This is a genomic window from Thermococcus marinus, assembly GCF_055389025.1.
In genome coordinates this window covers 56,281-79,142 of sequence record NZ_AP042417.1, presented here as the reverse complement: position 1 = coordinate 79,142, position 22,862 = coordinate 56,281, and the positions used below count along the sequence as shown (strand labels likewise).

Below are 22,862 nucleotides of genomic sequence, written 5' to 3'. Positions count from 1 at the left end.
TATTTAAAACCCCCTCTTCTCCACCCGGTGGGGTGGTGGGAATGTACACGGAAGAAGAACTCCTGAGAGAGATTAGGGAACTCCTTGACGATGACAAGCTCTTCGAGGCCTACGAGAAGGCCTTTAGGGAATACCACTACTACTTCGACACGGCCAACTACATAGTGCTCAACGTCTACCAGTTCAACGACCACGGGCCAGTGCACGTGCTCCTGACAACGAGGAGGGCTCTGGAACTGCTGAGGATTATCAAGAAGTTCGGAATCCAGACGACGGCGGAGACGCTCGGCAAGCCCCTTTGGTGGAGCAAGTTCATAGTCGCTTTCGGCGCGCTCTTCCATGACATCGGCAACATGATACACAGGATTAACCACTACGAGTTCAGCGTTTTCCTGGCCGAGCCCATAATTGAAAAGCTCGTCAATGAGTTCGAGAAGCGCGACCCCCTGCTGCTGAAGGCCCTTACGCTCAACGCTATTTACACCCATGACGAGCACGTGCCGTGCACCACCATAGAGGGCTCCCTCATCACGATAGCCGACGGTTGCGACATGGAGGCCGGCAGGAGCAGGCTCGTCCACAAAAAGGACAAGGTTGACATCCACGCGGTCTCGGCGATGGCCATAGACAGGGTGGAAATCCGCGAGGGCGACGAGAACCAGCCAATACTAATCGAGATATGGATGAAGCACCCGGCAGGGATATTTCAGGTGGACGAAATCCTGACGAAGAAGGTCAGGAGCTCCCTGCTCACTGGAAATATTCGGCTGAGGATTCACACGGGCAAGGACGGCGAAGTCCTCGAAAAGGTTATTTGAGCCTTTTTCTATTTTTCAACATGCTCATCGAGGCCTACCGCGACATTAAATACCTCCTGAACAGGGGCTACCGGAAGAGCGTCGCCCTTAACTTCGTGGCAAATCACTACAGGCTGGGGAAAGAGGAGAGACACCTCCTCGCGAGGTGCGTATTCTCTGACTCGTGGATTGAGGAAGTTAGGCGGAAGCTCCTTTCTCCGGAGGAGGTTATGGGTAAAGTTCTCGGAATAGACGGCTTCAACGTCCTCATAACCCTTGAGTCCCTTCTTGAAGGGAGGGCCATTCTCTGCGAGGACGGGCTCGTGCGGGACTTAAAGTACCAGGGAAAGTATCGGGTAAGCGGAAGAACCCCAGAACTTCTAGCCGAAATTGCAACGGCCCTGGGAGAACTGGGTGTGGAAAAGGCCGTCGTTTTTTACGGCAAGAGCACGCCAAGAAGCGGGGAAGTCAAAAGGCTCACGGAAGAGAAATTGAAAGAAGCAGGTGTTTTTGGGGAGGTTAGGCTTGTGAAGAGCCCCGACTTTGAGCTTAAAACGTTCGAGATAGTGGCCACTGCAGACACTGGCGTAATCGCAAAGACGATTGGAGTGTTTGACCTGCCCGCGTACATTGGAAAGAAACTTGGGAAGACCCCTCCGACGTTTGTGGAAGTGCTGAGACGGTGGGAGCCGAGCTAATGGCTGGCTAAACATTTAGATATTTTTGAATTAATGCAAATTGTTGGGGGTATTTTGGAACTTTAGAAAGCCTTTAATATACTTGTGTCCATAATATTACCATAGATTTAACTACCCGCTTTTTCTGTTCTTGGCGGGCTTTGGAGGGATTAACATGAAAGGTGGTCTCTTGGCATTGTTTTTGGTTCTTGTTATTCTGATGGGGGTAGTGGCCAGCGGCTGTCTCGGTGGTGATGAGACAACATCACCCATCGAAACGTATCAGGAGAACACCAACGAGGGTAGTGGTTCACCGAGTTCCTCACCTTCCAGTGGAGAAGAGACCCAAGCCGCAACCTGGCAGACTCCCTGGGACGCCTACAATCCCGTCCAGATTGGGGGTCGGGATTACTATATAACTTACACAAAGTACACCTTCACTGTCAAGAGCTCCGGTGAAGGAGAACGCTCCTATGAAGTCATCAAGCAGAGAGGCTACGTGAAAGCGCACATATACTCCGACGACAACGGGAAGAAAGATTTGGGGGAGTACAACCTCTTCGCCTACTACGGAAAGATAATCCCGGTAAACGACCCCGAAATGAATGGGCCTCTCGAGTACCTCATACTGATAAAGGATAGAACTAAAGACACCGACTCTTACTTCCTCACACCTTTCCCGGACTTTGGGGCTATGATGTCCGGGACGACTGCCGTTATCGAGATGTCGTACGGGGGCAACTACTTCTACTGGAGCAACCCTGCGGCGGTGGGAGAGTACTCGGAGCTTCCGTACCAGGAGGGAGATTTCGAGGCCGTAATGGAGGGAATACCCTCCGCAACCATTCAGGCATGGGGGGTGATGGTCACATCGGGTGTCTGGAGCGGACTCGAGGAGCACGACCTCTCAAAACCGGACGAGTACAGCTTCTCATTTATGGGCCTCGGATACAACTACAAAATTGACCCTGATGGAACCGTGAGCTTCGGAGGGAAGAGCTTCAAGGCGAGCAAAGTTGAGTGGAGCTGGACCTTTGGAAACGTTAAAGGGCAGGGAAAGGCAACGATAGCTCCGGAGCTGCCGATACCGGTGGAGACCGAGGGAACCTTCAGCCAGATGGGAGAAGGGAGCTACTACTCAAAGCTGAAGCTGGAAGACCTGAAATTATCAAAGGAGTTTGAGGGAATAGACGTCCAGATAAAACAGGGCACTTCACAGGGAGAAAGCGAAACCCCCACGGAAACCCAAACCGAAACCTCTACCCCAACGGAAATCCCGAGTGGGGGCTTATCGGACAACTGGCAGCGGGGATGGGACGCCAGCGAGCCGATAACCATTGATGGCGAGGATTACGTTGTTAAAGAGGTAACCTTCGAGGCCGACTACCGCGTCTCCGGCGGCTCAACTGTCCACATGACCATCAGAAAGGGCTACTACGAAACCCGGCTCAACGGGGAGGACGTTTATGCACTCTACGCCATCCTCGACATCGGCGGGGAGACCTACAACTACACGGTCTACGTTGAGTACCCCAACGAATACATCTCGGGGATTCTCTGGGTGCCCCAGGTCTATGACATGGTCAACGGCCCAAGCTTCGTCAAAATTGAGATTACGGGGTCGAGCTGTCACTACGTGATGGACGAAGCAGGAAACATGGAGGGTGACTACACCTGCGGCTACGTAAGTGACGAATTCCAGCAGTACAACATGATATGGAGCTATCCAACGGGCTTTTACGGAGGTATCTACGGGGATGTGCTCAGCTATGTGGCTCTGACGGAGAATGGGGATGGTTACACGGTTGAGCCGGGAGACGATGTATCCTTAGCGGGCATGGACTTCAAGACGTACAAAGTAACCTGGAGTGGCCTCGTCCAGGATGGGCTGGCCCAGGCCAACGGGGAAACGGTTGTAGTTCCGGAGCTCCCGTTCCCGGTTGAAGTGACCGCATCGCTCGCAATGCCCGGAAGCGGGAGTATTTACGTCCACACGAAGCTCGTTGATGTAAAGCTTGAGGAGACTGGCCAGTAGGCAAACTTTAAATCTTTTTTACCTATTTTTAACCATGTTCGGCGAGCACGAGCTGAAAACCCAGTTCATCAGGGTCGGCGACAAAAAAATCCACCTTCTCGAGGAGAGCGAGGGCCTGGTTAGATACCGGCGAGACAATGTTGAGAGGATACTCAAGAACAACGGGGAAAAGCTCAGGGTTCTCCCCGCCCCGGCAACAGGTTACGGCGTAAAGCTCCTAATGGTGCGCTTCAAGGAGTCCCTTGTTGTTCCTCCCCACGACTCTATAACTGGCTTCATTGAGGCCCCGGTAGAGGTGGACGTCAAGGTAGGCGGGCTTGTTGTGGACCACTTCATTCTGGGCAGGGAGAAATATGCCCTCTACGGCACTCTGGAAGCCGGTGTAATCTGCCGTTACCACGTCGGTTCCTTCTACCCCGAAGAACCAGAGTCTATAGGGATTGCAAAGCTCATAGTCTCAAACCCAACCCCTGAGTGGAAGGCCCTTGAGAGGGTGGTGATCCCGATATGGAAGACCCCAATGTACTATGAAAGTTCAAGGGCTTACTACCCCCTCCTCATAGTCACGATAAGAGACAACGTTCCCTACGTGAGCAACACCGGAAAGCCTCCCAAAGACGGACTGAATGCGGTTGGAGAAGGCCTGTCCCTTCCAAACTTCCTGATGAGGTGGTGAGCATGAACACGACAGCTTCATTCTGGGAGCAGGGGCTCCTCGGGGAGGAGCTTTTCCTCACGCTGACCCTTGGGGCGGTAGTGAAGGCCCTCCTGATTCTCGTGTTGGGCGCCATCGTGGCTAGGCTCGTCAGGAGGTACCTCCTCGACCTTTCGAGGAGCACGAGATACGTGTGGATAATCAACGAGGACACCGCTTCGACGCTCTACAACCTGATAGTCGTTATAGCGGTCGTCTACAGCTTCCACGCGCTTGGTGTCCTGTCCTACGAAATCGCCGGGACGAGCATAAGCAACTTGCTGACAGCTGTCCTGGTCTTTTACTTCTCCTACGTCCTTGCCAAGAAGACGAAGGACTACATGATAATGAGCTCTCCCCAGCAGAGGCTCCCCGAGGTGCAGCTCAAGGCCAAGCTCTTCTACTACCTTGTAGTCACGCTGGCGTTCTTCATAGCGCTCAACATAGCGGGCTTCACGGGCAGGCTGAGCACGCTCATCGCCGCCGCGGGGATAACGGGCATCGTCCTCGGTTTTGCCTCCCAGACGGTCGTTTCAAACTTCATCTCGGGCATATTCATGTACTTTGACAAGCCCCTCAAGATAGGCGACCCCGTGGAGGTTGCCGGCTACTCTGGAATCGTCCACGACATCAGAATCCTCTCCACGAGGATAAGGACATGGGACGGCCTCCTCGTCAGGATTCCAAATGAAAAGCTCTTCAACAGCGAGATAAAGAACCTCCAGAAGTATCCGGCTAGGAGGGTTGACATAACAGTGGGCATAGCATACAAGGAAGACGCCGGGAGGGCCATCGAGGTCATAAAAAAGACCCTCGACGAGATGCCCTATGTCCTTGCAGAGCCCGAGCCGGCCGTCTTTGTGAGCAACCTCGGAGACAACAGCGTCAACATAGCCATCAGGGCGTGGGCGCCGAGCGAGAAGTGGTTTGACGTCAGGACTCAGATAGTCAAGAGGGTAAAAGAAGCCCTTGACGAGGCCGGGATTGAGATACCGTTCCCGCAGAGGGTCAACTGGTTCGCGGAGGAGCTGAGGGTGAGGGTAGAGAAAGAGGGATGAGTCCATTACCTTTTCTTTTCTATCAGCGCGTAGAAGAAGCCGATCGTCCCCTGCCTGTGGGGCCAGGCCCTCATTGTCCCCTCCAGAAAGCCGGGGTCGTAGGGGCCGTTGAGGGGAACGAGCTTCGCGTCATTGTGCCTCTCAAGGAACCATTTCACAACTTCCTCGTTTTCCTCGGGGAGCATCGAACAGGTAGAGTAAAGAAGCCTTCCGCCGGGCTTCAGGAGCTTCCAGGCGCTTTCTATCAGCTCCTTCTGGAGGGTCACGACCTTCATGATGTTCTTTTCCTGGAGGCGCCACCTCAGCTCTGGATTCTTTGCTATCGTCCCGTCGCTCGTGCAGGGCGCGTCGAGGAGGACTCTGTCCGCTATTTCCTCGCCGAGGACTTCTGGAGCTTTTCTGCCGTCCCGCTTTCTGATTTCTGCAATCTCGACTCCGGCCCACCTGAGGACGTCTTTCATGCGCTTAATCCTCGCGGGGTCAACGTCAAAGGCGTAGATTTTGCCCTTGTTTTTCATCAGCTCGGCCATGTGGGCAGTCTTACCACCCGGAGCGGCGGCAAGGTCAACAACTGTCTCGCCGGGTTTCGGGTCAAGGACGAGGGACGCGACGGCGGAGGCCTCCTCCTGAGGCAGGGCGAGGCCCTGCTCCATGAGCTTTCCAGGGTTGAATGGGTCTAATACCCGGATAACGGTCTCAACTTTTTCGCTCCTCTCGAAGCGCAGGTTCTTGGAGCGGAGGCATGCTTCTACTTCCTCAACGCTCGTCTTGAGGCGGTTGACGCGGAGACTGACGGGGAGCGTCTCGTTGAGGGTCTTAAGGAGCTCCTCGGCTTCACTGCCAATGAGTGCCCTCATCCTTGCTATGAACCACTCCGGAAAGAGGTACTCCCACTTCAGCCTTTTTTCCTCCGAATCGAGCCTGGGCACGTAGTTAATAATCCTCGGTAGGAGTTCGTAGTAATAATAGCCGACGTAGGGGTGGGTTCTGCCTGAGAGGAACTTGGCGAGCCCCTTGAGGTGCTGGAGCGTTTTTTCATTTGGGTCTCTGAAAACGGCGACCTCAACGGCCACCCTAAGCGCGGCCCTCAGCCAGGGGTCGAGGATTAGAGGAGAGACTCCAACGAGCTCGGTAATTATTTCATCTATCAGGCCAAGCCTGCGCTGGATGGAGTAGAAAATGCCCGTAAGCTTGGAGTTTTCCCAGCCCTCGATTTTATACTTTGAGAACGCCTTCCTCTTGGCCTGCTGGCTGGGCTTGACTACCTCGCCCAGTTTAACTGCCTCGATGAGCGCGTAGAGCTGCCTGTCGGATAGTTTTAGCTTTGCCATCAGAGCCTACCCCTGCCCCTGTACGTTGCCCAGGAAGACGCTAGGGTTGTCCCGGCCGCTGAGGATATCAGGAGTGCCTCGTCCACAAGGCCGAGACTCATGAGTTCTTCAGCGGCCCTCTGGGCCTCCCTGGGTCTGACCCTGTAGTAGCGGACGAGTGTCTCCCTAAGCCTGTCAAAGGCCTCAATGGTCCTAGCCTTCCTTATCTGGTCGTTGCAGTCGGCGATCAGCTTTCTAAGCGCTGGGAAGAGCTCCTTTATCAGGATATTCATGGGGTAAACCGGTGGAAGCTTTGAAATTTTTACGGATGCAACCAGGCCGGCATCTACCAGAACCGGCTCCCCGCTGAGCAGGGCTTCGGCCACGTTTTCCACGATGACTGTCCAGTGGTTCTTGTCTATTGCCCCCGTTTCGAGGAGTATTTCCGCGACTATTATCGCTTCTCTGCGCGTTCCTCTCTGCAGGATATTTCTTAAGTCCTCTGCCGTCTCGTTGTCTATGTACGGGGCCATTACATTGTCCACGACCTTGAGAATTCCGTCCCAGATGAGGACGTTCTCCGTTTCTGAGAGTGGCATCAGGGCCCTCACGAGCTTTAGGAGCCTGGCACCGCTGAGGGGGTTGTTCTTGAGGAGTGTGGCGAGTATCTCAAGGGTTCTCCAGATGACGCCCGGGTCGTCGGTCGAGAGGGCATCAACGAGGACATCGAAGCCGAGTTCAAGAATTCTCTTCCTCTCGCGCCAGTTGGCCCCTCGGACGACATCCAGGAGTGCCGAGAGCGATGCGAGTCTGAGGTTGGGGTCATCTGAGGTGGCTGCCCGGAGAATTTCTCTTAGAGCATCGTCTCTATCCTTTGCGAGCTTAATTAGATTCATTATTTCCCATTTTTTGAGCACTGAGTCAATTCTGCTCTTGGACATATACGCCACCGGTGGTGATTATATCTGCATTGGGTTTTACTCAGTGCCCAATATATTTTTTTCGGCCGGGCTTCCCCGCAAAACGGCTACCCTTTCAAAGCGGTATATGTCAACGAGGATTCTCTCCAGCCTTTTTCTGTGGAAGGAGAACTGGGCGGGAATCTCAAAGGGAACGGTCTTCAGTTTTGTTGCCCTGAACCCCCAGTCTGCTGAGAATTTTTCAATAAAGTTCCTGACTTCCGGCTTCGCGAGGTGGATTGAGTAGACCACGTCGGCAACCTCGAAGGCCTTCATCAAAAAAGGCCTGTCTGCATGCTTCTTCTGGCTCCCGAAGGGCGGGTTCATTACAACGGTATCAACGCGCCCGCTAAACTCGGAGACGTCGGCGTTTATGAACTCGATTTTCTCTTCTATCCCGAGCGAGGTTGCGTTTCTCTTCGCCGCTTCGAGGGCTTTTTTATCGGCTTCAACCGCGTAGACTTTTTCTGCCCCGAGTAAAGCTGCCCCAATGCTCAGAACACCCGTTCCTGCCCCAAGGTCGGCCACGGTTTTTCCAGCCATGTCGCCGAAGGAATGAGCCAACCAGAGCAGTTCCGCCGCTACATCTCCAGGAGTTCTGTACTGTTCGAGCTCGGGCTTCGGCTGGGGGAAGCCTTCGAGCCTTGATAGGAGCATCGCAAGGTGCTTCTTTCTCATGTGGCTCACCGGGACAACTGTCTAACACTATCCCGTGGAGGTATTAAGCATTGTGGGGCCTTGGAAAATCCTACGAAATGTATTTATATTTTGGGGTGGTCTGCAAATAAGGGGGTAGTGCATGGAACTGATACCTACGGGCATACCCGGCCTCGACAAGGCTTTGTCGGGAGGCTTCTCGAGGGGGACAAGCGTTTTAATAGCTGGAAACCCTGGAACCGGAAAAACCCATCTGGCCATTCACATTCTTGACAACAACATGAAAAGGGGCCTTAAAGGGGCGTACGTATCTTTCGCTGAGACAAAGAGGCAGTTCTATGAGAACGCACGGGAGAGTGGAGTTGATTTTGATGAGCTGGAAGCCAAAGGCCTGTTTAGGTTCTACGATATGCTCACGATGCCTGAGAACGAGATGAAGGACTTCCTTGATTTTTTAATTCAGGAGCTTGTGGAGTGGAAGCCTGATATAATTGTGTTTGACTCCGTGACGGTTCTGGGCCAAATCTTTGGGACGGCAATGCTGAGGTCTTTCCTCCACTCAATTATCGGGCGTATAGTAAACACGCTTAACGCTCTGGCCATACTGATTGATGAGATACCCTACGGGGAGAAGCGGGTAGGTTTTGGGGTTGAAGAGTTCGTTGTTGACGGCGTCATCGTGCTGGAGATGGAAAGGCAGAGAGAGGTAATCAAGCGGTATTTGACGATACCCAAGATGCGTGGGAGGAAGATAACCAAAAGCACCTATGAGTACGTCATAACGGAATACGGTATAGACGTTATAACCACTCCGGAGCTAAAGTTCACTGGAAGGGAGATAAACACAAGAGAGCGGATTAAAACTGGTATCCCTGAGTTTGACGAGCTCATAGGGGGAGGCTTCTACAGGGGGAGTATCAACCTAATAGCAGGGCCGACGGGGAGCGGCAAGACAATATTCGCCTTGACGATGGCGTCAAATATGGCGAAACAGGGATTAAACGTACTCTATGTGACCTTTGAAGAAGTGCCGGGGGCCCTCTCCGAGACCATGGAGAGGCTGGGATTGGCGGATCACTTTAGAGTGGTCTCGTTGGTTCCGGAGGCCATGACGCCTCTGCAGTATTATGCCCTCATAAAGAACCTTATGAATGAAAACCTCTCAGACGTTCTGTTTATAGACTCCATCTCGGCAATGAAGAGCCATATGGACGAGAGGGACTTTATAAGGGCCCTGAGGTACCTGCAGCTTCTCGCCAAGGAGAAAGACATAACGTTCATAATGACATACATTCCCCAAGACCCGAATGCACTGCCCTCAGCAGGTTTCAGCACACTAATGGATAGCATAACGATTCTTGACTACGAACTCCCCAAAAAATCCGGTGATAGCATCAGACGCTACCTGTTAGTCCTTAAGTCCCGGCACTCCGAGCACAAGGCGGTTCTAAGGGAGTTCAAAATAACCCGTGGGGGGATTGAGATTGTTTGAACCCCGTGTTGGGCCTGCTATGATCAGCGCCACTGCCAGAGAAATCCTCCGGAGGCTTGGGCGCCCGTTTGAGGCAACCATAACGGCCTATCTCAACTCGAAGTACGGCAAAGGCATTGAGATAATTGAAGAAGACCCGAGAAAGTTCTACAACGCTCTCAAAGAGCTCTTCGGGGAGTTCGCAGCAAAGATCTTCATTTATGACCTAGTGGCGGAGCTACACCTCTCCGTGGAATCAACGGGTGTTGAAGACCTGTTGAAGGCCCTGGAGGAGTACCTCGGTGGTTGATATGGCCGGGGAGCTCATGGATATGTTAAAACGGAAATATAACTTTTTGAGCATAATGCTTGAAAGTGTTGATCGGGCCATGGAGGAGCTTGAAAATGGTGAAAACCCCGAGGAGATTTACAACACGCTGGTCACGTTCCTGGGGGAATTCCCTACAAGGCGAATGCTTCAGGGTATAGCAGATGAGAAAAACATGAATATTCGAGTTAGGACGAGGGAAGACGCCATCAGGGTCATTAAGGCTCTTATGTAGTCTCATCTCAGCTTTACCTTCGAAGCTATCCCCTCCAGAATCCGTATGGCAAGCTTTTGGTCCTGGTAGGGGGCGGATTTCTTCACCTCTTTGAGCACGCTGACAAACGGCAACAGGAGTCCAGCTTTCTCCGGCGGGGCCATTCTCACGAGCCCTTCAAGCGTGAGGAGCGCATCAAAGCGGGTTTCCTCCCTTCTAAGGTAGTCTGAAAGGCGGGAGAGGACTGCCTTGGCAATGTTTTCGTCCCAGTTTCTCTCGAAATAATAGCTGAAGAACTCCAATGCCGGGACTACCCGTTTCAGGTCCCCTGAAAGGTAGTCATCGAGAAATTCCCTGACTATCCTGGCACCGTTTTTGCTCTTTGAGGCCAGGAGTGCGAGTGTCTTTGAGGCCCTCTGCCTCATCCACCTGTTTTTAGTTGAGTGGGCCACCCTTAGAAGGTCGTCCACTGCCGGCTCCAGGATAAAAACTGCCTCCGGTTCGATTTTTTCGGCGAGCTTTGAGAACGCCCACAGGGCGTCCATCTTTTCGAACTTGTCTCCGTTTTCAAGTTTGCGGAGGAGTTCGAACACGACCTCGATTCGTTTCTTGGACAGCTCTATGAGCGTCTTTTCGTCCCCCGCCCTCAGTGCCCGTTCCAGTGTATCTTTCTCCTCTTTGGTCAGCCCCCCTCCTGACGCCAGTTCTCTGCTCAGCGTTTCTATAACGCTTTTCTTTCTCTCGATGAATTTGGATATAGTGGGGGGCCTGAGATGTCTCTGGGCTTTCTTCTCTGGAGGCACTGAAACGTACTTCGGGCCCGGTAAAATCCTTTGGTTGACTATCAGTGTCTCCTTGCCGAGTTCTTCAAGAACGTCTGCGAGCCATTTCAGGATGTAGCCGTCTCCAACGGCCAGGGCGAGGTCAATGGCCTCATAAAAGCGCTCGTTTATTAAGAGTTCGTGTATTTTTTCCTTGGCTTTCTCAGGGTTTTGGGAGTAGTACCTGCAAATGGCCAGCTCAAGTTCTTCCGCAACGGTTTTGGCTTTCTCCGCCAGCTCTGAGTTTTTCCGGAGGGCAATTTCTTTAACCGCGGTCAGCACGTGGGCAACCTCGTCCATGAACTCGTCTCTCAGCGGGTAGTGCACAACTTCAAGTATTAGGTCAAGGCAGAAATCAACCAGGGGGGCGTCTTCCCGTTCCAGGAGTGCATAATAAACCTCCGAGAAGAATGTTTTCATCACAGAGGGGTTTCCGGTGAACGAACCTGCGTTGAGGAGCAGTCTCAGCCCCATGGCCTTAAGGCGGAGATTGCTTGACTTCAGGAGCCTTGAGATGGCGTCCATGAGTTGGGGTGTGTAAGAAGTCGGCCTCATGACCTTGAGGACGGAGGGTATCTCAAGCAGAACCGCCTCGTTTTTCCTGGATTTGACAAGGTTTTTGAAGGCGTGGGCAAGTTCTACAAACTTCCCGGGCTGCAGGGGGACGCCTTCTATTAACCTACCAATGGCCCTGATTGTGTGGATTAAGACGTTGTCGTTGTCGCTCTCCAGCAGTTTTATCAGGTCGTCGAGAAACCTTTCCACGAAGATGAGCCGCTTAACGTCGGGGAGTGCTTTAAACACGTCTTCAAGCGCCGTGAGGGCGCGGATTTTGAGTTCGTCGTCTTCCTCGCGGAGGAGCCTGAAGAGCGTCAGGAGGACCTCCTCGTCCTTTAGAGCTAGTTCGACAACTTTTCCAATCTTCCATGAACTCAGGTACTCCTTCACGAGTTCGGCACTTTTATTTTTGTCAGACGACATGACGTTGGGATATGGGGTTTTAAATCTTATATTGTTTTTGTTAAACGATGCCCGGTTGGCATATCACTTAACGTCAACTTCTCCCTTTCAAAACTGTGCGTCTATGCCAAAGATAAGCAAAAAATCGGAGTGCGAAAGCAGGGTCAGCGCTTCACTGAAATACCTAAAGGCTCATCTTCCCTCCGCTCTGCCCCCCTTATCTCGTCGAACTCGTAATCCTCGCGCAGGCCCAGGAGAATTTCGACTTCAGGCGGGGTCAGCACCGGTTTCCTCCAGTTCTCGTAGTCGTCTATCGGGACGCGCGGGCAGGCAACGACAACGTAAGCGTCGAAGTCGAAGCCCTCAAGAGCGGGATAGTTTATGTGATTCATGGCTATGAGCTTTGCATACTTCCCGTGCTCGCGGAGGAGCTTCACTATACGCTTCGCTTCCGCCAGGCGGAGCTGGCCCTTCTTCGTGCTCGTTATCACACCGAACTTTTTGGCGTCCATAGCCTTTGCTATCTGGGCCCAGCGCCTCCTTATCATGCGTTCCGCTTCATTATCCATCCATATCGCATCGCCGGAGTATGGGTTTACCGCGAGGGTCGGCTTTCTGGTCGCGAGCGCAACGCCGAGCGGGTGGAAGTAGCCGGCCCCTATGAAAAGGATTCCCTCGGCGTCAACCTTAGCGGCAGAGAAGTTGCACCCGAGAACCTGCCCCGGCCAGCTCACCCTTGAGTCCCCCCTACCAACGACTACTTCAAAGCCCGCTTTTTCCAGAAACTCCTTCGCCCGCTCAAGCTGGTGAATGTGCTGGGCCGTCGTGACGAGGGCTATCCTCCTTCCGAGCTTCCTAATCTCCCCGATGTTCTTCTCAAGCACCGGCACGACATCAACCTTAGCAAAAGCCGGAACGAATATCGTGGGAACTTCCAGCTTGAGCCTCATGTAACTGTGGCCGAGGTGTATGAGAGCGTCGCAACCGAGCATCTTTGCCTCCCTGTCGGCGGGGTCGCAGGCGCCGTAGTTGATGTCGCCGCTTATTACCGCCTCCATTCCGTTCTCCTCAAGGAAGTCCGCCAGCGCCTGGGCCTCTCGCTTGAGGCCTTCGGGCGTCTGGATGAGCACCCTTCTGGCGTTGAGCTCTCGCAGTGTTCTCAATATCTCGCCGTTCGAAATCTCGTGCATTGGATCACCGCAATGTGTAGCTGGAAAGGTTTTAAATGTGCATCGGCATTAGTACCACCAAAAAAAGTTAAAAACTGGAAACCACGATATAAAACGGTGGACAACATGGTGAGGTTCATTGAGCTTCTCGGCGAGGCATGGGGAAAGTTCGAAGAAACCAAATGGCTTCTGCCCGTTCCGATAATATTGAGCCTGATGGACTACAGCAATCTGACCAAAGTCCTCAGTTTTGAGGGCTTCCATATTGGAGTCAGGTTTCCGCTCCCGGAACCCGTGCCCGGCCTGTGGAGCTTTGTCTCCGTGCCCGCGGGTTCCCCTGGCGTGGCGTTTTCGGCCGGCTCTCTTGTCATTATGGCCCTTGCCATCGTCCTTGGAAGCTATCTTGAGGCTGGTTACCACCCAACCGGCCTTTAGGCAGGAAGGCAAAACTATTTTAAAGCCTAAAATTTATACCATGCCTTGATATGAAGCGCTCAGTAACGGTAAAACTCCAGCCCTCTAAAGAACAAGCAAAAATCCTCCACCAGTTAGCCGATTCAGGAGCCAAAGCCTGGAACCGAGTAAACTACTTGAGGCGACAAGAATTCTTCCAACACAAAATCGTGGACTTCAACAGCACAGAAAAAAACCGTTTACGAAGAGTTTAAACGAGAAATCGGCTCCGCCACAGTCCAACAAATTTCTCGCAAAAACGCTGAAGCGTGGCGTTCGTTCTTCTCACTCCTGAGGAAGAAGAGGAATGGAGAACTCCCCAACTGGCTCAAACCAAAACCACCAAACTACTTGAAAGAAGAGGGAAGGAGAAAACCCTTAATCGTCCTGAGAAACGACCAATATAAGATTGAGGGCAATAAACTAATCTTAAAAGGCCTCGGCAAGTTTAAACGCCTCGAAGTCCAGTTCAAGGGTAGAGTTCACCTTAAGGGCAAGCAGGGGCGGTTAGAGATAACCTACGACCCCGTTAAGCGGAAGTGGTATGCTCACGTCAGCCTTACTGTCGGGGAAAAACTTGAGGGTGGGGAATGGATAAGCATTCCAAGAACGCCAAAAGGCAACCTCTCGGCGGGCATTGACCTGGGAGTGAACAATTTGATGGCAATCTACGTTGAGAATGGAGAAAGCTTCCTCGTGAATGGAAGGCCGCTTAAAAGCATTGACTTCTACTGGCGAAGAAAAATTGCTGACTACCAATCAAAACTCAACAAGAGTGGAGCCAAGACGAGTAGAAGGCTTAAAAGAATGCACGGGAAGGCTAAGCTTCAAGCCAAGCACTACATCAACACGGCGGTAAGACAAACAGTTAGGAAGCTCTACGAGTTGGGAGTTTCCAAAATTGTCGTTGGCTATCCGAAGGGGATAGCTCGGAACTCTGATAAGGGCAGTAAGCAGAATTTTATTCTCTCCCACGTGTGGCGGTTTAATTACGTTATCAAACGCTTGACGGAAGTTGCGGAAGAGTATGGTATTAAAGTTGTGCTCGTTGGTGAGGCTTTCACTTCTAAGGTTTGCCCTGTTTGCGGGAAGCCTCACGAGGGGGCGAGGTTTGTCCGTGGTTTGTTTAAGTGTCCCGCGACGGGGCTTGTTTTTAACGCGGATTTAGTTGGAGCTTTCAACATTTTAAAGAAGGTTGTCAAAACCATAACCCCGAATCTGGGTGGTCTTTACGCTCAGAGGAGGGGTAACTGGCCGGAGACCCGGCCAGAGGGGCTGAAAGCCCGTTTCGAATTGGGTTTTAATGAAGCCCCTCAAACCTCCCCGTCCGTGGCGAGGGATTAAACCGTTGGAACCCTCGCCCTTCAGGGCGGGGAGGAGGTCAGTTTCATTGTGGTGAACGGAAAGGCCTTTGGTATCCTGGTTGGTCTGCTGGCATCAGCCCCCCTCTCCCTGACCCTAAGTATCGCCACGGTTCTCTTTTTCATGCGGATTAGAGGTGCGTCAACGGCCATCTCCGAAAACAGGATAACGTAGCGTTGTTTTTGTTTCTTGGCTTATTCCTTTCCCTTTTTGTCCCCCTGCAAACAAAAAACCTTTTATACTTCCTGCACCAACAATACCTCGAAGTCCGATGCATCGAGGTGATAGGTATGGAGACGATTGAGGGTGTTGTGGTTGTGACTACCGAGACGGTTCCGGGCTACCGGATTGTTGAGGTCAAGGGCCTGGCCAGGGGTGGCACCGTAAAGGCTACCCACATAGGCAGGGACATAATGGCCGTCCTCAGGAACATCAAGGGTGGTGAGGTGAAGGAGTACACCCAGATGATGGCCGAGGCGAGGGAGGAGGCCTTAAGGAGAATGGCCCTCAGCGCCAAGGAGCTGGGAGCAAACGCTGTTGTGAACGTGCGCTTTGCCACCTCAAACGTCGGCTCAAGCGTGGCCGAAGTCTACGCCTATGGCACTGCCGTGGTGATTGAGAAGGAGGAGTGAGCATGTACCTCCTTCCGTTCCCCATACTCGGGGGACTGCTCGCGTGGACGACGCTCTACTTCCTCGGCTTCAAAAGGCAAAAGTGGGGAGAGCTTATCCTAGGTCTGGTGGCGTTCTTCATAGCAATCGTCGTCCAGAGTCCGATTCAGCAGCTTCCTCTCCTTGGGATTGGCATAAGGTCAAACGCCGACGTCCTGGCGAGAGGGACTGCGTTCGTCGTTGCTGTCTCAGTGTGGCTTGGTCTCATCGCTGGTGCAGTCCAGGAGGGTGTTAAGTACTTCCTCGTCAAGGACAAAAGCCCAAATGCGGGCCTCTTCATAGGACTTGGCTTCGGGATAACTGAGGTCTTTTTTATAGTCGGAACCGCTCTGGCCACGGCCCTTGCGACCGGTGAGCCTCTCGACGTCCCCGCAAGCGCGGCGGTTCTCTCAATGGTTGAGCGCTACTTCGTCGTCCTCTTCCACGTTGGGACTGGAGTTTACCTAGCCTATGCCGCTCAGAACGGGTTTGGAAAGAAGGGCCTTATTGCGATGATAGGGCTCCACGCGCTCATTGACTCCCTTGCGGCCTACTACCAGATCATGGAAAGCGAGCCGGTTCTGTATGGGGCAGAGCTTATAACCGCTCTCGCCGCACTTGGACTGCTGTATTATACACTTCCAAAGGCAAAGAGCGAGCCCGCAGAGGAAGAGAAGGTCATCTGGTGAAGCACGGTGCTCTCAGGGGACAGGAAGGAGAAGGCGCTGAAGAAGCTCAGGAAAGACTTCCGCTCTGGCCTTTATTCCTATTTGGTTCTTTCCCTCCTGGAGAAGGAAGGCGAACTGCACGGCTATGCGATAAGGAAGAGGCTCGGAGAGCTCAGCGGGGGAAGGCTCGTCCCGAGCGAAGGTGCCTTATACGACATACTGAAGAGCCTGAAGAAGCTCGGCCTCGTGAGAGACAGCTGGGCCGAAATCGGAGGAAGGCCGAGGAAGTACTACTCCCTGACGGAGCTGGGTGAGGAGGTTCTGAATGAGCTGAGACAAGAATTGCAGGTAATAGTTGAGACCCTTAAAAGGCTGGAGGGGTTGAAATGAGTGAGACAGCTTTTGAGATGTTTGTTTCTCTGGTCCTGCTTTTAGGGGGTCTTCTAGCCCTGGCGTTTCGGAAGAGGAGAAACCCTCTCATAGGCTTCCGCGTGGGCTACACCTATCACTCCGAGAGGGCCTGGGAGAAGGTGAACACGTTCGCGGGAGTGTTCTCCGTGGTATATTCGCTCTTCCTGCTCGCCTTGGCCTTTTACGGTGTTTCTAGGAACATCTTTACCCTTGGAGTGGTTGGGTTTGTCATAATTCAGCTCTTCATCGGTCTGTGGATGGCAAAGCGTGAGTACGAGCTTGATGAGCTATCGGAGGAAGCCCCTGAGAAGCCCCCCGCAACGGGCAAAACTGAGGGAGCGAGCATAAAGCCCTACCTCCTCACCCAGCTCGGCTTTTTAGCGTTTTACCTCCTGCTGGTTGCCCTCCTGTGGGACAGGCTCCCCGAGAGAATTGCGACCCACTTCAACGCGAGCAGTGAGCCTGACGGCTATTCGGGCAGGTTATGGGGTGTTCTCGGCGTTCCGGTTTTAGCCTGGTTCCTCCCGTTGGTTCTCACTTTCCCTGCCAGAGAACCTGCATTCTTCGCAAAAGTGAACTTCTACCCGAGGAACCTGGGGGCGTGGTGCCTGTTTACAACGGTTCTGAGCTGTGGTCTGGTTTCTGTCTTTACACTAACCCTCCTCTACAATGTGGGCATCGTTCCGAGCAACGTGATAAGTTACGGGGTCTACCTGTTCCTCGCCCTCCTCGTATTCGCAATATACAGGCTCCTCACGGTGGGGAGAGATGAACGGGTATGAGCTCCTGAGAATCCTCTATGGTCTGTTCCTCGGGGTTTTCCTCATAATTATGGGAGTCCTGACGTTCACGTCTAAGGGGGAGCCAGGGATAGGCTTCAGGATAGGCTACACCTACATCTCGGAGAGGGCGAGGAGAAGGGCCAACCGCGTTTCGGGGGCCGGAATTATGCTGACCGGGGTCCTCCTGATCCTCCTCTCCTTCTTCCTGCCAATGCCTTGGCTGATGGCGGTTCTTCTCTCCTGCTTTGGAGTGATTATTCCGGTGACTTACTTGGTTGCAAAGCGCGAGTACGAGCTTGAGGAGCTATCCGAGGAGGCCCCCGAGAAGCCCGAAAGGAGAATAAGGCCGCCGCGGGTTGGGAAGTATTTGGCGCTCCAGACGGTCTTTGTAGGGCTCTCCCTGGTCCTCCTAATCAATGGGAAGCTTCCAGACCGGGAAATTTCCATACTCATCTTTGTCCAGCTCTTCATCCTGGGCCTCACGCTCCTCGCTTCAAGGCCAATAGTCTTCCAGCTGGCGCCCAAATTTAGGGGAAAAATGGCACTCGGCTTTGCAAAGGCGATGGCGGTCGTTTCGGGAATGATAAGCCTGCTCCTGGCGGTGTCTGCTTTGAAGGGTAATACGAACCCTCTGTTTGTGGTGCTCCTCCTGCTTATCTCTCTCGGCGCGGTCTTCTACGCCGCCTTCGTCGCCCTAACGAGCGCCTACGAGGAGGGTTACTATTAAAAGGAACACGCACTAACCAGTGCTGGTGAGACGATGGAGGAGCTCTATCGCTACCTGAGGACGTATATGGACCCGAAGAGCGAGGTGGCCCAGAGGAGGTTCATGGGACTGCGCTCCTTCTTCAACTGGGCCGTCAAGGAGGGCCTCCTTCCGGAGGGGCGGAAGCTCCGCATCCTTTGCTACTCGTCGAGGAGTGGGTGAGCGGTGAGGTTTACGGAGCCGTTATGGACCGCCTCGACGATCTGAGCAGGCTCGGCAAGTTCGACGTTGCCCTAATCTTCGGCCACACGATGCCCCACTTTGACCCGTTCCAGGCGGCAGAGCTCTTCAGGAACGTCGCGGGGGTTCTCGAAGGCGACGGCGTCTTCCTGCTTGAAGAGACCGACCGCTTTGGGGCGTTCTTCTACAGGAGAGCCTACCGCGAGATTGTGCCTGAAGTTCGGGGCGAGGACTACACGGTAATCTCGCTCGATGAGGGCTACGACCCGCTCAGAGGTGTCATCAGGAGGGGCTACTACAGACTGCCCGGCTGGGAGAAAATTGGGGAAATGGAGACGCGCTACTGGGACCTGGCGGGGCTGGCGGGCCTTGGAAAGGCCCTCTTCGAGGAGGCGAGGATAATAAGGAATGGCGAGCACGGCATCGTAAACGTCGGCGACATCATCTACCTCAGAGGGCCTCACAGGACGTAGTACTGTGGTCGTCTGTCCTTGAAGACGTCGTTGAGCTCGTTCAGCCTTTTGTCTCTCGCAAGGGAGGGGTCTATCTCCACGACCGCGACCTCTTCATTTTCCTCACTTCCCATTGCCAGAACCTCTGCCTTTGGCGAAGCTATCGTGCTCTTGCCGATGAACCTGAGCCCGCGCTCCTCGCCGACTCTGTTAGCCGTTATCGTGTAAACGCGGTTCTCCAAAGCCCTAATCGGCATCGCCCTCGGGGCGTAGGGCATGACGAGGTTGCTTGGGTGGGCTATTATCTCCGCCCCCTTCAGGGCCAAAGTCCTCGCGCTCTCCGGGAAGAACCAGTCGAAGCATATCATCACTCCGACTTTGGCCATGCCGATGTTGAAGACGTGGAAGCCGAGGTTCCCGGGCCTGAAGAAGAGCTTCTCACGGTTGAAGAGGTGCACCTTGCGGTACTTTCCTATGTATCCCCACCCCACGGGGCCAACGATAACGGCGGAGTTGTAGAGGTTCCCGCGCTCGTCCTTCTCTGCCGTTCCCGCGACTATGAAGACTTCCTTCTCCCTGGCGAGCTCGACGAGGAACTCCGTCGTCGGGCCGTCCGGTATCTGGCCGGCCACCTCCCCTACCTCGTCCCGGCTCTCGAAGTTGTAGCCGGTGTCAAAGAGCTCCGGGAGAACCACGAGCTTGGCGCCTTCCTTGACGGCCTCGCCTATGAGCTTCTCGGCCTTGGAGTAGTTCCTCTCGGGGTCAAGGAAGGCCGGCTCCATCTGGACGTACGCTACCTTCATGGTACCACCCAACTAAATTCGACTGCAAAGTAGATAAGATTAGTGGGGAGCGAATACGCAGTTAATTATCCTTTTACGAGGATTTGGCGCATCTAGTCAGTACATTGACAGAATGCGATAGCTTTGACAACGCAATGCTGTATTAACTGTTAAAAACTTTTAAAAATCGCAAATAGGGCTGTTTAAGTTGTGTAAGAAATCCCACATGAGAAAAGATTGTTCGACCGTCCTTTTGGGGATTCACGGTAGGAGAGGGCCCTGTGCTCTTATGAGAAAAGCTTAAAAATGGGCTTGCCGAGCTGACCCCGGAGAGAAATTCAGAGGTGATGCTCATGAAGAGGCGCCCAAGGAAGTGGAAGAAGAAGGGAAGGATGAGGTGGAAGTGGATCAAGAAGAGGATAAGGAGGCTCAAGAGGCAGCGCAGGAAGGAGCGCGGGCTTATCTGAAGCCCGGTGGTTCTATGTTCCTTTTTTCGGATTTTGAGCGTTTATCCCTTTTGATTGATACTTCCCTCGGAAAGACCCTTCTGCTAGCCGACCCCCACATAGGTTTTGAGCTGTCGAGGGGCCTGAGAATCAGGACGGGCTTTGAAGAGCACCTGGCCGAGTTCGTTCTTGAAACAGGTGCCGATGCTCTTGTAATCCTTGGGGACGTGAAAGAGCCCCTCGGCCTGAGCTTCCGCCTTAAGGAGATGCTCCTCCGATTCTTTTCGGCGGTAAAAGACCTCAGAGTTCTCATCGCCAAGGGCAACCACGATGGGAGGATTGAGGAGGTCGCTGAGAAGTTTCCGAACGTCGAGGTCGCTGACCACTTCGTTATCGACGGCCACCTTTTCCTGCACGGCCACACGAGACTTCCGGAAGTCGAGTTTGAAGAGGCCTTCCTCGGCCACGCTCACCCCGCCTACACGCTGAAGTACGGCGGGACGGCGCGTAAGGTCAAGGTTTTCGTTAGAACCGGGAAGTTCCTTGTTCTCCCCACAATCAACCCCTACATAGAGGGCTTTGACATCAGAGAGGGCATAAGGCTGATTCCTTTTCTGCGGGGTGTAGAGGAAGTTGAGCTGTTCCTGCCAGAAGGGCTGTACCTCGGAAGGATTATGGTCTAAGGAAAAACCCTTATTAAGGTGTATGCATAAATAACTTCATAGGTGAGAAGTGCAGCGGTGAGAAAAAATGAGTGAGGTTTACGAGAGGCTTGAGGCACTGCTCCGCTCCCTGGGTGTGAAGAAGACCGAGCTGAGGATATACCGCCTGCTCCTGGAGAAAAAAAGGCCGATGAGGATTACTGAGATAGTCAAGGAAGTCGGCATCAGCGAGCGTTCCGTCAGAGAGCACGTCCTCAGCCTGTACAGAAAAGGCATGCTCCGGAGGGAGCTAATCCAGCAGGGCTGGCTCGGCTACACATACACGGCAGTTTCGCCGGCGGAGCTCCTCGAAAACATCAAGCGGAATATACTTGAAAAAATAAGCGAACTGGAGAAGGAGTTCACGAGGGCGAAATATTGACGACCCCCGTCTCCAGGAGCATCTTCACGAGCGCCTCAAGCTTTTCTTTATCCACGGCTCCATATTCCTCTTCGAGCGCCCTGAAGGCCCGTTCCTTTGGTAGCATCTCGGAGAGCATCAGGAGTTCGTGGAGCTGGTTGTAGGTCTTCCTGTCTTCTGTTAGTTTTCTGAACTCCTCTGCGTTTCCACCTTTCTTTCTGACCAGCCTCTCGTTGAGGATTCCCCTATCTTTCCACTTGAGCCAGGGTTTGCTCTCGAAGTCGTGGCCGAGCTCGAAGCCGATGAAGGCCGAGTCCCTTGCAAGACCTTTCATCACGAGCTTTTCGCTCTCCTCAGTGTCTACGTTCATGGCCGTCTCTCCGAGGACTTTCATTGCGTAGCCCCTCGCAAAGCGCCTAAGCTTTTCTTTCTCCTCCATTGCAAGCGCAAGAGCAGTTGCTAGGACGGCGTTTCCTATTATCGCGATTGACTCTAGGCTTAGCTTCTCAACGGTGTCCCCGCTTGAGTGGTAGAACTTATCGGGCCACGTTATGGGCATCGTGCCCGGAACTCCGAAGAAGTTGAAGATGTCGTGGTCGCTCCCCATCTCGTAGGGGTAAGCCTTGAAGGGCATCGCGGGGAGGTCGCTTCCTGAAAAGCTCTTTCCTTTCCGGTTTGTCTGCTCTATGAAGTGCTCCAAGAGGCCGGAAACGATGGAGAAGCGCGATAGCGGTGCCCTGACGAGCATGAGAGTTGACCCGTTCCTGTCAGAACTGCCAGCTACCATGTCGAGGTTTATGTTGACGTAGAATTCGTCCGGTTTCGCCTTCTCAAAAAAGGCCTGCGTCCCGTGGTACTCTGGAACCCACAGGAAGGCAAACCCGAAGCGGAACGAGTCTCTGTATGCCTCATTCAGAATCCTAGCGAGCTCAATCAGCATCGCGCTCCCGCTCGCGTTGTCGTTTGCTCCGGGCTTGGGGTGACAGATGTGGGCCGAGAGGACTATGTAAGGCGGTTCCCCAACGGTTGCGTATAGCATCGGAAGCTCTTCCTTTCCGGGAGTATCGACCTGGGCCGAGAGGCTGACCTCCACGCCGCCCTTAAGGGCTTTGGAAACCAGGTCCCTTGCTATATTCTCGGGCACGGCTAGGGCCGGGATTTTCGCCCATTCCAAATCCTCTTTCGTGAGGAAGAGGCCAATGTACGGGTAGAACTCTCCCGTTCCCTCACGATAAGCTATGAACGCTTTTGCCCCGGCTTCGTTGGCCTTCTTATAGGCGTTCCTCCAGTCCCTCCCAATGAGAACGATTTTTCCCTCGGCCTTTTCCCAGTCCTCCTCGCGGAGAATCGGGAGAAGTTCCCCCCTGGCCTCCCCTGCTGGGGAGTGGGCCATCAGTAAAAGGGGGCTCTCTTCCGTCGTTAGCATCTTTTCTCCATAAGAGAGCTCCCCGTAGACTGGGTTCCAGGCTAGGGGGGACGCTAGGGTTCCGTGCCAGGTCTCCCCGTCGTAAGAAGAACTTACGATGCGGTTTTCAATTCCTATGGCGTCGAGCTTTTCTTTGAGCATCTCAACGCCCTGAACGAGCTCCCTTGAGCCCTGAATCCTGTGGAACTCGGCTATTTCAGAAACTTCCTTGAGAACTTTTTCGGGGTTCAGCCGGACGTCGGGCATCTTCATAAAGGCCACCATAATAAGAC

General features: G+C 53.4%; 26 protein-coding genes and 1 pseudogene. 19 read left to right on the top strand and 8 right to left on the bottom strand.

Annotated elements, in window-relative coordinates; translation table 11 throughout:
- Window positions 1-41 precede the first annotated feature (41 nt).
- From ACZ5ER_RS00420 to ACZ5ER_RS00400, 5 genes are all read left to right on the top strand, one after another.
- Window positions 42-818 carry an HD domain-containing protein gene (locus ACZ5ER_RS00420; protein WP_464935234.1) on the top strand — a complete coding sequence of 259 codons (777 nt, stop codon included), beginning with the start codon at window positions 42-44 and terminating at the stop codon, window positions 816-818.
- 20 nt (window positions 819-838) lie between these two features.
- Window positions 839-1,495, top strand: coding sequence for a DUF434 domain-containing protein (locus ACZ5ER_RS00415; protein ID WP_050002610.1), 657 nt, complete (start codon window positions 839-841; stop codon window positions 1,493-1,495).
- A gap of 154 nt (window positions 1,496-1,649) precedes the next feature.
- Window positions 1,650-3,509 carry a hypothetical protein gene (locus ACZ5ER_RS00410; protein ID WP_464934556.1) on the top strand — a complete coding sequence of 620 codons (1,860 nt, stop codon included), beginning with the start codon at window positions 1,650-1,652 and terminating at the stop codon, window positions 3,507-3,509.
- 34 nt (window positions 3,510-3,543) lie between these two features.
- The gene (locus ACZ5ER_RS00405) at window positions 3,544-4,185 is read left to right on the top strand and encodes a DUF432 domain-containing protein (RefSeq protein ID WP_464934555.1); all 642 of its coding nucleotides are present in this window, start codon (window positions 3,544-3,546) and stop codon (window positions 4,183-4,185) included.
- A 2-nt stretch (window positions 4,186-4,187) separates the two neighbouring features.
- Window positions 4,188-5,261 carry a mechanosensitive ion channel family protein gene (locus tag ACZ5ER_RS00400; protein WP_464934554.1) on the top strand — a complete coding sequence of 358 codons (1,074 nt, stop codon included), beginning with the start codon at window positions 4,188-4,190 and terminating at the stop codon, window positions 5,259-5,261.
- A gap of 5 nt (window positions 5,262-5,266) precedes the next feature.
- Here ACZ5ER_RS00400 and ACZ5ER_RS00395 read toward each other — a convergent pair whose 3' ends face one another.
- Genes ACZ5ER_RS00395 through ACZ5ER_RS00385 form a run of 3 tightly spaced genes read right to left on the bottom strand, consistent with a single transcriptional unit; the run spans window position 5,267 to window position 8,208 of the window.
- Window positions 5,267-6,592 (bottom strand): RsmB/NOP family class I SAM-dependent RNA methyltransferase, encoded by a 1,326-nt coding sequence (locus ACZ5ER_RS00395; RefSeq protein ID WP_464934553.1) that lies wholly within the window; start codon window positions 6,590-6,592, stop codon window positions 5,267-5,269.
- Window positions 6,592-7,512 (bottom strand): hypothetical protein, encoded by a 921-nt coding sequence (locus tag ACZ5ER_RS00390; RefSeq protein ID WP_464934552.1) that lies wholly within the window; start codon window positions 7,510-7,512, stop codon window positions 6,592-6,594. The genes ACZ5ER_RS00395 and ACZ5ER_RS00390 overlap by 1 nt, the downstream gene beginning before the upstream one ends.
- A 36-nt stretch (window positions 7,513-7,548) precedes the next feature.
- Entirely contained in the window at window positions 7,549-8,208 is a 660-nt protein-coding gene (locus tag ACZ5ER_RS00385; RefSeq protein ID WP_050002615.1) for an METTL5 family protein, read from the bottom strand.
- Between the two features lie 121 nt (window positions 8,209-8,329).
- On the opposite strand from ACZ5ER_RS00385, the gene ACZ5ER_RS00380 reads away from it, so the two are divergent.
- The 3 genes from ACZ5ER_RS00380 to ACZ5ER_RS00370 are packed head-to-tail and all read left to right on the top strand — an operon-like array spanning window position 8,330 to window position 10,221.
- Window positions 8,330-9,679: a DUF7125 family protein gene (locus tag ACZ5ER_RS00380; RefSeq protein WP_050002616.1), complete on the top strand. Its 1,350-nt coding sequence runs from the start codon at window positions 8,330-8,332 to the stop codon at window positions 9,677-9,679.
- Window positions 9,672-9,968 carry a NitrOD5 domain-containing protein gene (locus ACZ5ER_RS00375; protein WP_144244819.1) on the top strand — a complete coding sequence of 99 codons (297 nt, stop codon included), beginning with the start codon at window positions 9,672-9,674 and terminating at the stop codon, window positions 9,966-9,968. The genes ACZ5ER_RS00380 and ACZ5ER_RS00375 overlap by 8 nt, the downstream gene beginning before the upstream one ends.
- Before the next feature lies 1 nt (window position 9,969).
- On the top strand, window positions 9,970-10,221 hold the full coding sequence (locus ACZ5ER_RS00370) for a hypothetical protein (RefSeq protein WP_050002618.1): 252 nt from the start codon (window positions 9,970-9,972) through the stop codon (window positions 10,219-10,221).
- Window positions 10,222-10,223: 2 nt separating this feature from the next.
- Here ACZ5ER_RS00370 and ACZ5ER_RS00365 read toward each other — a convergent pair whose 3' ends face one another.
- Together ACZ5ER_RS00365 and dph2 are read right to left on the bottom strand one after the other, a co-directional pair.
- A complete protein-coding gene (locus tag ACZ5ER_RS00365) occupies window positions 10,224-12,002 on the bottom strand; it encodes a hypothetical protein (RefSeq protein ID WP_464934551.1) in 1,779 nt (592 codons plus the stop codon).
- Window positions 12,003-12,145: 143 nt separating this feature from the next.
- A complete protein-coding gene (dph2, locus tag ACZ5ER_RS00360) occupies window positions 12,146-13,171 on the bottom strand; it encodes a diphthamide biosynthesis enzyme Dph2 (protein WP_464934550.1) in 1,026 nt (341 codons plus the stop codon).
- Between the two features lie 96 nt (window positions 13,172-13,267).
- On the opposite strand from dph2, the gene ACZ5ER_RS00355 reads away from it, so the two are divergent.
- Together ACZ5ER_RS00355 and ACZ5ER_RS00350 are read left to right on the top strand one after the other, a co-directional pair.
- Entirely contained in the window at window positions 13,268-13,585 is a 318-nt protein-coding gene (locus ACZ5ER_RS00355) for a hypothetical protein (RefSeq protein WP_144244820.1), read from the top strand.
- 50 nt (window positions 13,586-13,635) lie between these two features.
- Window positions 13,636-14,947: pseudogene (locus ACZ5ER_RS00350) on the top strand (RNA-guided endonuclease InsQ/TnpB family protein).
- Between the two features lie 20 nt (window positions 14,948-14,967).
- Here the strand turns inward: ACZ5ER_RS00350 and ACZ5ER_RS00345 are convergent.
- Window positions 14,968-15,117, bottom strand: coding sequence for a hypothetical protein (locus tag ACZ5ER_RS00345; protein WP_158506635.1), 150 nt, complete (start codon window positions 15,115-15,117; stop codon window positions 14,968-14,970).
- Window positions 15,118-15,255: 138 nt separating this feature from the next.
- Here ACZ5ER_RS00345 and ACZ5ER_RS00340 point away from each other — a divergent pair, with 138 nt between their 5' ends.
- Genes ACZ5ER_RS00340 through ACZ5ER_RS00310 form a run of 7 tightly spaced genes read left to right on the top strand, consistent with a single transcriptional unit; the run spans window position 15,256 to window position 18,895 of the window.
- Window positions 15,256-15,597 carry a heavy metal-binding domain-containing protein gene (locus ACZ5ER_RS00340; protein ID WP_050002623.1) on the top strand — a complete coding sequence of 114 codons (342 nt, stop codon included), beginning with the start codon at window positions 15,256-15,258 and terminating at the stop codon, window positions 15,595-15,597.
- Window positions 15,598-15,599: 2 nt separating this feature from the next.
- Window positions 15,600-16,304 (top strand): YhfC family glutamic-type intramembrane protease, encoded by a 705-nt coding sequence (locus ACZ5ER_RS00335; RefSeq protein WP_464935233.1) that lies wholly within the window; start codon window positions 15,600-15,602, stop codon window positions 16,302-16,304.
- A 6-nt stretch (window positions 16,305-16,310) separates the two neighbouring features.
- Window positions 16,311-16,673, top strand: coding sequence for a PadR family transcriptional regulator (locus tag ACZ5ER_RS00330; protein WP_050002625.1), 363 nt, complete (start codon window positions 16,311-16,313; stop codon window positions 16,671-16,673).
- On the top strand, window positions 16,670-17,476 hold the full coding sequence (locus tag ACZ5ER_RS00325) for an SdpI family protein (protein ID WP_464934549.1): 807 nt from the start codon (window positions 16,670-16,672) through the stop codon (window positions 17,474-17,476). Before ACZ5ER_RS00330 ends, ACZ5ER_RS00325 begins: the two co-directional genes overlap by 4 nt.
- Window positions 17,463-18,203 (top strand): SdpI family protein, encoded by a 741-nt coding sequence (locus tag ACZ5ER_RS00320; protein WP_227738766.1) that lies wholly within the window; start codon window positions 17,463-17,465, stop codon window positions 18,201-18,203. The genes ACZ5ER_RS00325 and ACZ5ER_RS00320 overlap by 14 nt, the downstream gene beginning before the upstream one ends.
- Before the next feature lie 33 nt (window positions 18,204-18,236).
- Window positions 18,237-18,404: a hypothetical protein gene (locus ACZ5ER_RS00315; protein ID WP_464934548.1), complete on the top strand. Its 168-nt coding sequence runs from the start codon at window positions 18,237-18,239 to the stop codon at window positions 18,402-18,404.
- Entirely contained in the window at window positions 18,380-18,895 is a 516-nt protein-coding gene (locus tag ACZ5ER_RS00310; RefSeq protein ID WP_464934547.1) for a hypothetical protein, read from the top strand. The genes ACZ5ER_RS00315 and ACZ5ER_RS00310 overlap by 25 nt, the downstream gene beginning before the upstream one ends.
- On the opposite strand, the gene ACZ5ER_RS00305 is transcribed toward ACZ5ER_RS00310, so the two are convergent.
- Window positions 18,883-19,677, bottom strand: coding sequence for a nitrilase (locus ACZ5ER_RS00305; protein ID WP_050002628.1), 795 nt, complete (start codon window positions 19,675-19,677; stop codon window positions 18,883-18,885). The genes ACZ5ER_RS00310 and ACZ5ER_RS00305 overlap by 13 nt on opposite strands.
- A gap of 460 nt (window positions 19,678-20,137) precedes the next feature.
- Between ACZ5ER_RS00305 and ACZ5ER_RS00300 the strand changes: the two genes are divergently transcribed.
- Together ACZ5ER_RS00300 and ACZ5ER_RS00295 are read left to right on the top strand one after the other, a co-directional pair.
- Window positions 20,138-20,785, top strand: coding sequence for a metallophosphoesterase (locus tag ACZ5ER_RS00300; RefSeq protein ID WP_464934546.1), 648 nt, complete (start codon window positions 20,138-20,140; stop codon window positions 20,783-20,785).
- 67 nt (window positions 20,786-20,852) lie between these two features.
- Window positions 20,853-21,185, top strand: a complete 333-nt coding sequence (locus tag ACZ5ER_RS00295) for a transcriptional regulator (RefSeq protein ID WP_050002630.1) — start codon at window positions 20,853-20,855, stop codon at window positions 21,183-21,185.
- Here ACZ5ER_RS00295 and ACZ5ER_RS00290 read toward each other — a convergent pair.
- Window positions 21,166-22,854 carry a DUF4910 domain-containing protein gene (locus ACZ5ER_RS00290; RefSeq protein WP_464934545.1) on the bottom strand — a complete coding sequence of 563 codons (1,689 nt, stop codon included), beginning with the start codon at window positions 22,852-22,854 and terminating at the stop codon, window positions 21,166-21,168. The genes ACZ5ER_RS00295 and ACZ5ER_RS00290 overlap by 20 nt on opposite strands.
- Window positions 22,855-22,862 lie beyond the last annotated feature (8 nt).